Annotated in this window: 9 protein-coding genes and 1 pseudogene; 2 read left to right on the top strand and 8 right to left on the bottom strand. The window is 59.1% G+C overall.

From position 1 onward, the window contains the following. From VFQ84_RS13920 to VFQ84_RS13910, 3 genes are all read right to left on the bottom strand, one after another. The coding region (locus VFQ84_RS13920) for a hypothetical protein (RefSeq protein ID WP_325132226.1) at positions 1-389 on the bottom strand (389 nt) is incomplete at its 3' end. 58 nt (positions 390-447) lie between these two features. Beyond that, positions 448-1,713, bottom strand: a complete 1,266-nt coding sequence (locus tag VFQ84_RS13915) for an abortive infection family protein (RefSeq protein WP_325132225.1) — start codon at positions 1,711-1,713, stop codon at positions 448-450. Then, positions 1,710-2,351 (bottom strand): hypothetical protein, encoded by a 642-nt coding sequence (locus tag VFQ84_RS13910; protein ID WP_325132224.1) that lies wholly within the window; start codon positions 2,349-2,351, stop codon positions 1,710-1,712. The genes VFQ84_RS13915 and VFQ84_RS13910 overlap by 4 nt, the downstream gene beginning before the upstream one ends. Before the next feature lie 287 nt (positions 2,352-2,638). Between VFQ84_RS13910 and VFQ84_RS13905 the strand changes: the two genes are divergently transcribed. Further along, on the top strand, positions 2,639-3,586 hold the full coding sequence (locus tag VFQ84_RS13905; RefSeq protein WP_325132223.1) for a DUF3761 domain-containing protein: 948 nt from the start codon (positions 2,639-2,641) through the stop codon (positions 3,584-3,586). 578 nt (positions 3,587-4,164) lie between these two features. Here VFQ84_RS13905 and VFQ84_RS13900 read toward each other — a convergent pair. From VFQ84_RS13900 to VFQ84_RS13890, 3 genes are all read right to left on the bottom strand, one after another. Continuing rightward, complete coding sequence (locus VFQ84_RS13900) at positions 4,165-4,896, bottom strand: DUF2321 domain-containing protein (RefSeq protein ID WP_325132222.1); 732 nt, start codon at positions 4,894-4,896, stop codon at positions 4,165-4,167. Positions 4,897-5,054: 158 nt separating this feature from the next. Further along, a complete protein-coding gene (locus tag VFQ84_RS13895) occupies positions 5,055-5,588 on the bottom strand; it encodes an ATP-binding protein (protein WP_325132228.1) in 534 nt (177 codons plus the stop codon). Positions 5,589-5,858: 270 nt separating this feature from the next. Then, positions 5,859-7,793 carry a GmrSD restriction endonuclease domain-containing protein gene (locus VFQ84_RS13890; protein WP_325132221.1) on the bottom strand — a complete coding sequence of 645 codons (1,935 nt, stop codon included), beginning with the start codon at positions 7,791-7,793 and terminating at the stop codon, positions 5,859-5,861. A 345-nt stretch (positions 7,794-8,138) separates the two neighbouring features. On the opposite strand from VFQ84_RS13890, the pseudogene ispH reads away from it, so the two are divergent. Further along, positions 8,139-8,255: pseudogene (gene ispH, locus VFQ84_RS13885) on the top strand (4-hydroxy-3-methylbut-2-enyl diphosphate reductase); the annotation flags it as partial. A 106-nt stretch (positions 8,256-8,361) separates the two neighbouring features. On the opposite strand, the gene VFQ84_RS13880 reads toward ispH, so the two are convergent. Both VFQ84_RS13880 and VFQ84_RS13875 read right to left on the bottom strand, forming a co-directional pair. Then, on the bottom strand, positions 8,362-9,261 hold the full coding sequence (locus VFQ84_RS13880; protein ID WP_325132220.1) for a BON domain-containing protein: 900 nt from the start codon (positions 9,259-9,261) through the stop codon (positions 8,362-8,364). A gap of 55 nt (positions 9,262-9,316) precedes the next feature. Continuing rightward, positions 9,317-9,793, bottom strand: a complete 477-nt coding sequence (locus VFQ84_RS13875; RefSeq protein ID WP_325132219.1) for a PA2169 family four-helix-bundle protein — start codon at positions 9,791-9,793, stop codon at positions 9,317-9,319. Between the last annotated feature and the right edge of the window lie 143 nt (positions 9,794-9,936).

Here is a 9,936-nt window from a genome sequence, read left to right as displayed (position 1 = left end):
GGAAGCATCGCCAAATCAAGATCCAGCTCGAGCACGTAGTTGTATTGCCTGTCGTTGTCTTTCAAGCCTCCGGAAATCACCGCATCACAGGCACTGTAAGGAGGCATTCCGAGCCCGACCATGCGTTCGCGGTAGGCCACGGCTAAGTCGCGGGGCAAATGGCCCAGCAGGTCGGCTCCCATGTGGGGAAGCGCCATGACGCCGACGGCATTAGGGTCATGAGCATTGGTGTCGTAAGGGTATAGCGCAACAGGTAAGAAGCAGAGCCCGGTCGTGCCTTTTGCGTTCGCCGCGAGCGCTGCCAGCGCTTCATGGTATGCGCTGCTTCCGGTCGCCTGGACTGGGAACAAACCCGTTGGCGGCCAGCTGGAAAGCTCAACTTTTGCCATGCTCAATCCTCCCGTTTCATCACGTCGCGGCGCTGGTTCCGAATACTCCGCGCCTGGATCATTTCGATTCAGCGGTCGCGTCCGAAGACCCAGTCGCCGCCCGCTCCCGATAAGTCTCCGAGATGAAGTCAATGAATGCGACCGCGGATGCAACGGCCAACCGCGCATGCCGGGGCTGCAGCCCCTTGTGCTTGCCGTCGCGGCCGTGCCCGCTCCCGTAGAGCCCGCGAAGCTCCGCCAAGTTGTGGGTAAGTTGGGCCAGGTTCTGAAGCACGCGCCGAATGTTTTCGGCACCTTTCGCCCCGTCCGAAATGTCCTTCGGCACCAACTTGAGCTCCTTGGCCACCTTCTTAGTCAGATCACCTAGGTCGTCAGACTTCGCGCACTCGACGCTGAGCTTCGATAGAATCGTCTTGCAGCAGCTCTCCACCAGGTCTTTGGCGGTCCCGATAGCGAGAGCCGGATCGCGGTCCACGGCGTTCTCAAGCCGTTCGATTTCCTTGGCCATCCAGCCGGCGTCTAGGGCATCGGCTACCGTTCGCGCTCGCGAGACCGCGCGCACGCCGTGATTCGTCAACAGGCGGTAAGCGAACCTCGGGTGCCCGGCTATCCGCTCTTCTTCGTAGATTTCCCAGCCTTCGCCCCTGAGCTGGTCATTGAATTGGGACGCCAGCTTCATCGCCTCGTCGCGGTCCGGGCGGACCACCGGGTGCACGGTTTCACAGAGAAAGCGCAAGAAGCGCTCGGATGGTCCGCTCAGCAGGTCGAAGCGCTCGTCCGAATAGACCCAGTCCAACTCCCAGTCATCGTTGTTGATGCAGTGCTGCCAGATATCCCGCGCTGCGTCGGTATAGCGCGGGTCGTTGGACGGCATCTTCTGCAGGTCAAACAGGCGGCTCAGAAACTCGACCTCGTGCAGCGAGCCGAACCACTTCACTTTTTCCAGGCGCAGGCCATCGAAAATGTTCACACGGACCTGCCGCGCGACGCCCCGGGTGGCTTCTCGCCAGTCCTTGTTCTTGACCAACGCAGGAATGATTTTGACGGCATACAAGTCCTGGGTCTCCGTCTCTAGGACGCGCTTGAGCCGCTCGGATACTTGCTCTTCGATTCGGCTTCGCTGCGGCCCCATCCGGGCATAGTGTTCCGGCGGCAGCTCAAGGTAGACATCCCACAACTCGGTGCCTCCATTCCAGTTGTCGTATCCGGTTTGCTGTGCCCGGGCGGGGAACGAGCGCACCACCATGGCCGCTTCGTCCATCCCGTCGGCGAGCAGAAGCGCGTGCACCGTGCCAAGCGTCGTTTCCAGCGTTTGTTCGTTCACTGCGCGTGCCTCAAGGCAAAGATCCGGCCATACAAGTTGTTGAAGGGCTCCCAATCGGCGCGCCCGCTAGAAGACACCCGGTATACGGGGAGCTTCGGGGAGAACGCGGCGCCGGGAACGCTATCGGTGAGGACTTCGACCGCGTTGCTATAGAACGCGGCCAGCTTTTCGTCGGTGGGGCGCGTTGGCACCGGATACTTGGCCGCCCATATCACGGTGTCGGAGTAGTAGCGCAACAGCTCTGGCTCGCCGTCCAACAGTTCCAGGGGAAGTGCTTTCGCCAATTCCAGCAGGTTGTGAGTGAGCTCCGGGGCCGCGCCTCGCTCCGCGAGCACGCCCTTCATAAGCACCTCCAGGGAAAGCCCCGAGAGCAGGTGGTAGACCGGGCGGCACGCCACGGTCATGTCAAAACCTTGCCACAGGCCCAGGGCCTGCGCGGACGCGCGGCCGCTTTCCATGGCCAGCCAGATGGCGCCGGCGGAGGCGTGCAGGTCCGACGCTCGGTTGAACCAGTTGTTCGGATGCGAACGGTAGGACACCTCGGAAAACGGTAGCTGTGTCGATGACATGCCTGCTCCTTCGCTGGTGCTCCAGCTTGCGGGCCCGACGTCGCAAGTCGTGCGACTCAGGTCGGCCATCCTTTAACTCCTGCTGGCCCGCCTCGCCCTATCCTACCCACATGGACCTGCCGCTCGACCCTGCCGCCTTGCCCACCCGCTGGCAAACCTACCCGGGGCCACTACGTGGGCCCCGCTGGCCCATTCGCCGCGGCCGGCTTTTTTCCGCCCAGGAACTCGCCCAGCTGCGCCTGGCGCTCTGGCCCTAAGGCTGGGGGTAGGGCACTCCCGATCGCCCTGCAGCCCATTGGCTGTAGCGCTATTCTGGCCCCTCGGAAGCGCTCTGAAGCCCTTGGGACGCCTCGTCCATGCTTGGACTCGATTCACATCGCCATTTGGGTCCAGACACCTCGCTATTCTCGGCGGGTGGTGGCCCGGCGTTGTCAGCCCGTCAAGTCAAAGCGGCGTTGGATGCTTATCAGGTCTATCTGGATGAGCCGCTTCGCCTGGCTGATCATTGGCGGGGCACCATCACGCCCCGTGATGTGGTGTCTTGGTTTCACGCGGGCTGCCCTTCCGACGATCTGGTCTACCTAATCAAGCATGATCGGCCCGCGCCACCATCTCGGGCGCAACAGTTGACCTCGCCTACGCCGCGGGCGCCCATCGACTCACAACCAGCAGTCGTCGGATCCACTGAACCGGTTATACGGCCGGCGCAACACCCCCGCGCGGCGCCGGCATTTGGCGATCGTATGCATTCGTTCACCGCCAATTCGATTGCTTGGGTGTGGGTGTGGGCGGTTTACTGCGGCCTGGGGTTCGGCGCTCGCATGTTCGTGCAGGGGAACCCGGAGCTTACGGTATGGGGAATTGGCAGTGCCGCGGTGCTGGCATTGCTTGGAGGCGCTGCACTTGTTGTCGGCTCGATCTTGATTGCTGGAGCCATGACGGGGCGCGGCTACAATCACCTGCGGAACATCCTTGTATTGGGTGTGGTGGGATTGGGAACGATATTCGTGGCCAGCCACGCCTACGGGGATGCTTACAAGCATCTGTATGCCAATCAGTTGGCGCCGCTAGCGGTATTGGTCGACAAGTGCCTAGATGCTGGCGTTCGATATGAGACGTATCGCGTGGGCGCAGTTTGTCGGGATGGGTCGTATTCTTGGGCAACAGGAAAGGGTGCGTGCTCGCACCATCGAGGCGTCGCCGAGTGGATACACCCCCGCACGCAGACGCGAACGGTCCAGCAGTGCAAGCAGATGGCATCGGAGACCAGCTGGTTGTATTTCTACGGCGATGAGACACGCTAGCTGGTCGCGCGGGCCACTGAGCTGGCAGAAGGCTACAGCGGTGACGGAGCCTTAAGGTGCACTTAGCTCGCAGGCTGATTGATCGGCAACTATAACCCATTGCTTTACAAAGCCTTCACCGCGCCAGCTGCCAAGCGTAGACGCATGGCTCGTGCGAGCGGTTCGAATTCAGCCTGGGCCGATCGCGGATTGAATGAGCCTGGTTGCCAGCAGCGCGCCAAGCAGGCGGTCGGGATGGGTCGAGGGGGCGGGAATGAGTAAACGTCATGGAAACCGCATGCATTCGTCATGAAAAAGCTGACTGTCGAATCCTTTCACTTCTCGCCGAATCTCGGATACCAAGCTATTGATCCAAGATGTAAGGAACAAACTTAACCCCATGAAGATTGGGTATTAACTTTTTGCGTGAAAGCCAAGTTCCTGCTTCGAAGTCATAGGTCCCCTTGTATGCTCCGGCATGGAGAGCGCCACATTGCCGCCTCCCCCAAAGAAACCTTATAGAGCCACCATGTAGACTTTACGTCCGCACCGGCTCTTCGGCCTGAGGCATCAATCACTGCGCCCTTGGGTATTTGTGCTCAATTAACGATGAACACATGGACTGACAAACCCTCGCGCGGCTCAGATAGATCCGCCTCCAGTCCGCGTGGATTGACTACCCTGTGTTCTGGATCGTAGACAAGGCAAATTAGGCTTTTGCAGTTTGGGTGCTTCTGGTAGTGAGCAATGTCGACAATGAGCTGTTCGCCGATCTCTTTGGCACCCAAGCCCTTTCGCGTCATCTTTGCTTCGATGACAATGGATTCGCCCCTCAGCAAGAAGTCCATCCGGGTCGACTTTCCCGCGTAGCTTGGCGTGTATTCTTCTGCTCGGACGTCATCGAAAAATAGATAAAGCAAGGCATGCAAGATGTCCTGCACGTCATACTCGTCAGATACATCGATAGTTTCCCTGCCGTCATGTCGGGCCCGAAGCTGGCGAACTACCAGGGGTAATCGAGTGCAAATTCGCTTGAGAGACTCAACTGGCTCAAGCTTTAGGACTGGGCTTGCCTGCTCCAACAGCTTCTCTGCCCACGGAAACTTGTTGCCACACGACTCGCAAAACTTTGGCACCTTGGTTGACCAGGCAGTGAAAACTCCGTCCACGCTGTAGTGGCCCTTTATGTTGGCTTGGCAGGTTGGACATTGATGGGTGGTTGGTGCGCCGCACTCTCTGCAATGGTTCCTGCGATGCTGCGGTAGCCCGAAGTAGCTGTCTGTAACCTGGTGTCCGTTCAGGCAAACTTGCTGCGTGTCGTATGTGCCCATACTGCCGATACTCCAAAATGACACTAGGTTTTTCGATCCAGCATGGTCAAGGTGAACTGGCTTCAGATTCCCGGGCCAAAAAAAGAAAGATTGGCTCCGACTAAAGTTAGCGATTGCGCAACGTGTTCGCTTCTTGCAAGCAATCGGATGCGGGGCGACTACGTTCGCCTTCGATTGCTTAGGCGTTCTTCAAAAAACTCTTCAATTGCGAGAGGCTTTATCTCGACTGTTCTGTTGCCTTGACGCTGCATTATCCGATGGTAACCGCTGCCATCCTGTCCGGCGAGCAGAGCCAGCCTCCGGCGCGGCCGAATGACGGCACGAGCGATAATCTCGCCGTCAATCTCATGGAACGAAAAGCTTATATGGTCGTTAACCATCACTCCTTCATGGAAGGAAGTCGTGATCTTATCTCTCACCTTCAGCAGCCACCTATCTACGTCTGAAACGCCCAGGGCATGAAAGTCCGGGCCTAATCCAAGCGGATTGTGGTCATCCTCAACGCCGACAAATACAAGGCCGCCGGAGGCGTTCATCATTCCTGCCATAGCGCAAAGTAGAGAATCTTCGACAGCTGGCTTTCGGTATTGTCGGGCTTCTAGTTCTGGCCTAGCTCGCCAGGTTCGAATGCAGCAGCTGAAACTTGATTTCAGCTCTAGGTTCTCGTTCTCGTCGTCATTTATCTCAGCCATTAGCTGAGACTCCGAGACAACAGCGGGTCTCCGAGCTGTTACCAGCCTCGGAGAGTCTAGGTCTCCGTCATCAAGGCTAGGCAGGACTTCCAGGCCGACAAGGTCCAGGGCTGCTTGGAGTTGTGCAATTCTAGTCAGGGGGCCTTCAGATGCGGCAGTCTGCGGCGCAAGCAGTTCCACGAGCCTCCGTAAGGTGGTCTCGGTGGGGCGCAGGCGTGCCTGACTGCAAAAGCTGACTTGATCTGCCGAGAATTGCATGCGGCGCGGGCCTCAAAGCCTTACTTCCATTCGGCGAGAAAGGTCCTTTGCTATGAGGTTGGCGCGCAGCTTCCAGAACTCCAGAATCCTATCGTCTCCGCTTTTTAGAAGCGCAAACATTTGTTCGTGGATGAAGATTGATTCGAATGTCTTCGACATTTCGTTGTAACTGAGATGCTTCTCCGCGAAATACTGCGCCGGAAACTTCTGTCTCCAGCTGTTATTCGACGTTCGCCCAAGCGGCATGAGATTGGCGAGAGAGTTCACATAATCTCGACCACCAACATCCTTGTCTAAGATTGACGCCAAAGCGGCGTGCTTTCGATTGTTCCGACACCATTCCTTCGGGTAGATGTGGTGCATTTCCACCTGGTGATCGTTGGGGAATGCCAGGCTCACGCCGCTGACCAGGTCGTTTTCTACACTGGCTCTCATCGGCAGGCTCAGCGCCTTCCAGAGCGCGCCACCAATGTCGCCGTCGAGCGCGTATTCCGCGAGGTCCTCAATGCTCGGCGTAATTGAGAAGCCTTTCAGAAAATGGTCCGTCAGGATTGCGGACGCAGAGGCTGCCCATTCTGCGCTAGATTTAAACTCGCCGCGGGAGGCGAGAATCTCTTTCAGTTTGAAAATATCCGTTCCAATTTGCGAGAGGAAGCCTTGGTCATATCGGCGACTAAGGGCGTTTCGCCAAAAAAATGCTTGGAACAATGCATCAGCTTCGTCCCGGCTCCACGAAGCACCGTTCGGAAAGTCGAACTTCGTGTGCCAACGCAGGGCAACGTAGATCCCCATGCTCGCCGGATATGGGCAAGCTTGCCAGGGAAAATACCCGCCTGCGACTACCTTTTGTCCGTCGCCCAGATAGGTGGCAAAAAGGTCGCTCTGGCTCTCAATGAATCGCCAATACTCGGTAGGCACTGCCAGCATGTCCCCAGCCTTGACCGAAGTGACTTCGTTATTTCGCGTTCCAACTCGCCTGGGCTGCGGCTTGTTGTCTGAGGCGACATAGGTGGCCGTGACCAGCTGAGTCATCAACTCCGGGCGGTCGTCGTGAGTCGCCCAGCCGTATGCTCCATCTTTCTGTCCAAGATCTTTAAGCCAGTCCCTAAGTAGGAGCGGTCCTTTCGGGTCATCGTGCGTCTCAGCGTAGATCCAAGAATGGATTAGGTCGACAGTCGAAACCTTTGTCCCCGTTGTGTTTAGGGTTTCGAAAATCTCGCAGATATCGGTCAGTCCATAAATTTCAGGGACGATATAGACAGCGAGCTTTGTGTTGACTATGCCTTCAAAACATGACTCGAGCGTTCGAGTGCGTCTCGCAATTTCTTCAGAGCTGGGGAGTTGGTGGTCCGGATAGCATTCCTTGTTCGAGAGAAGGCGCATGTAGCGCATCCACTGCTTTAGGACTTCCTCCCCGTCGGTATTAGATGCCAACGGCAGTAGTCCTCTTGCGATGCAAGTTGCATCTACGTCGAGACCCTGGTCTCTAACAACCGAGTCCTTGATGAACTTGACTCTCTTTGCTTCATCCTGGGTTACGACGTCCAGGAAGTAGCGCCCCGAATATCTGTAACTGCCGTGCTTGGCGCGAAACCCTCCAAACGCCATAGCAATCGCGGTGCAACGCTGCTTGCCGTCCAGAACGGCATAAGTTTTCGACGATGTCGTGGCGCCCGCTGGGAAGTAAACCAACTCGGTTTTTCCGGTGCTCGGATTAGCGTCTAGGATCGACAATCGCTCAAGTTTCATCGGCGTCTCTGTGCGCTGCTCCCATAGGGTGACCATCCCGATTGGTCGAGACGCCAAGATCGACTGCACCAACTCCGAGATTTGGTCTGTAGTCCAGACGAAGTCACGCTGAAACTGGGGGATTAACCATTCACCCTTGCGAAGGCTTTCGAGGACGCCCGGCACACTGGTGTCAAGAACTTTGAGGTTGTTGTTCATCACTAAGCACCTAGTTGGGCGGTTCCAAGTTCATGGTAGTTGGAGTGTGAATTGGGGTTCTTGCCTGTCTGCGTTAGTAGCGCAACCCGTTGAGTGGGGGGGCGTATGGAGCGATTAAGTCGGATCCGTCCACTCATGCGAGTTCGGGAGACATTCGCACATGGAATTGAGACTTGCCAGCTTGTGAGGTTTTATGAACTTGATATGGGGCAGGGAGGTTGCGATAAATGTCTATACAACAATTTCTCAGGCGAGGTTGGTAGCTCGGGCCCGGATGTATGGCCGGTTCCACTGGCATCTACACTGAGCACAACCTGTCGCCGGAGACTTTCGACGGCAGAAACGGGCGTGATCGCCCGCCTGCAGGAACTCGGCGCCGGCCAGGTCGAGCACCTCGAGGGCGAGCCTGAGAACGTGGTCTTCGCCTTGCCCAAGGAACTGCGGATCAGCCTCGTCAACTGAGGATTCGCCGCAACGGCCTGGCGCGCGCAACGAAGAACGGGCCCGGAGGACCGGGCCCGTTGCGTGGCGTCGGGTCGCCGGCGAGGGCCGGCGGTGTCTGCCCCGGTCAGCGCTGGCTCACCTGCCCGGCGTCGGCGGTGATTTCCAGCCCGCTGGCATCGACGCGCTGGACGCCCCGGATGCCCTGGGCCAGTTCGATCGCCAGTTCCTTCTCGTAACCGCTTTCGATCGGTCCCTCGAGCGTCACGACGCCGTCCTCGGTGTCCACGCGGATGTCGCTGCCCTGGACGCCTTCGGTCCACAGCAGGGTGGAGCGGGTCTTGGCCGAGATCCAGTCGTCGCTCAGCCGTTCATCGGCGTCCGCCGCGCGGGCGGTGGCCACCTGGCCCTTCTGGTCGGGGTCCAGCATCAGCTTGTTCTCGACCAGCAGCGTGCCGGGGGTAGTGGCCGCGATCTGGCCGGCCAGGGCGCGGGAGTGCGGGGTATCGGCGATGCCTGTCAGGGTGACCACGCCGGCCTCGGCCGCGACGTTGATGTCCAGGCCGTCGGTGTAGTGGTTCCAGAGTAGCTTGGAGTCGACCATCGCCTCCAGCGTCGCATCAGCCACGAAGGTGGCATAGGTGGGCGTGGGATCGATCACGGTGACCACCCATTCCGGGTCCACCGTGATGCGGTTGCTCACTTGGTCGATGCCGTCGGTGCGGTCGGCGATGCGTTCGGCCAGTCGTTTCTGGATCGGGGTTTCGACCGTGCCGGTGATCGTTGCCTTGTCGCCTTCCACGTCGACCGAGAGGTCGAGCGCGTTGAGGCTGGCATTGGTCACGTAGGTAGCCCAGATCTGGCCCTCGCGGAAGGCGTCGCGCGCCTCCGCGCCGAGTTCTGCCATCCCGTCGGCGGCCTTGTCCATCGGCTTGTGGTCGCCAGCCAGGGCAAGCCCCGGGGCCACCAGCACGGCCAGGGCCGCGGCCAGCAGGGTCGGTTTCGTTCGTAGTGTCGTCTTGTTCATTGCGTCCTCCCAGTGTTCGGACGTATCCGGGTGGAGGGGTGTCGGCGAGGCAGGCTTAGTGCCTGGCTTCCATCGCCCACTTGCGGTCGCGCATGGCGTCGTGGTGCTGCTGCACCTTGGGCAGGTAGCTGAGCAGCGATTCCTTGACCGCCTTCGGCGCGTCGTCGCGCTGGATGGCGTCGTGGAAGGCGCTCATCAGGCGATCCTCGCTCTTCTCGAGTTCCTTGACGTAGGCGTAGTCGCCGTCGTCGCGCGCCATCTCGGCGCGGAGGGTGGAGTAGACCTGGTGGAGCTTGCCCCGCAGGCTGCCGTCGGCAGCGGGCTCGGCGGCCTCGGCTCTCACTTCCTTGGACATGCTGCCCACGAGGCCCTGCTTGGATTCGGCCATCTGGTCGAACAGGGTACGGAGCCCGGGGTTGTGCACCGCCTTGGCGGCATCGGCGTAGAACTTGGCGCTGTCGCGCGTCGCCTGGATGAGCTCGTTCAGGGTTTCGACTTTCTCCTTTCGGAGTTCGGTGTTGTTGGTCGTCATTGGATTTCTCCTTTGATGCGGCCGGTGATCACGCTGCAGGGTGATCTCTTGTTGCGGCGAATGCTCGTGCCTGCAGCGAGTACTACCCTAGGAAAACCCGCCTGAATCTCGCGTTATCCGCCGTCCCGGCGCCCGTGGCCGCG

Source organism: Arenimonas sp. (genome assembly GCF_035721105.1).
Classification (GTDB): Bacteria; Pseudomonadota; Gammaproteobacteria; order Xanthomonadales; family Xanthomonadaceae; genus Arenimonas.
Note: the sequence above shows the minus strand (reverse complement) of the source record. Positions and strands in the feature narration are given on the sequence as shown.

Coding starts and splice junctions, on each gene's coding strand:
- VFQ84_RS13910 (WP_325132224.1), bottom strand. CDS start 2,351: ATGGCCGACCTGAGTCGCACGACTTGCGACGTCGGGCCCGCAAGCTGG.
- VFQ84_RS13905 (WP_325132223.1), top strand. CDS start 2,639: ATGCTTGGACTCGATTCACATCGCCATTTGGGTCCAGACACCTCGCTA.
- VFQ84_RS13900 (WP_325132222.1), bottom strand. CDS start 4,896: ATGGGCACATACGACACGCAGCAAGTTTGCCTGAACGGACACCAGGTT.
- VFQ84_RS13895 (WP_325132228.1), bottom strand. CDS start 5,588: ATGGCTGAGATAAATGACGACGAGAACGAGAACCTAGAGCTGAAATCA.
- VFQ84_RS13890 (WP_325132221.1), bottom strand. CDS start 7,793: ATGAACAACAACCTCAAAGTTCTTGACACCAGTGTGCCGGGCGTCCTC.
- VFQ84_RS13880 (WP_325132220.1), bottom strand. CDS start 9,261: ATGAACAAGACGACACTACGAACGAAACCGACCCTGCTGGCCGCGGCC.
- VFQ84_RS13875 (WP_325132219.1), bottom strand. CDS start 9,793: ATGACGACCAACAACACCGAACTCCGAAAGGAGAAAGTCGAAACCCTG.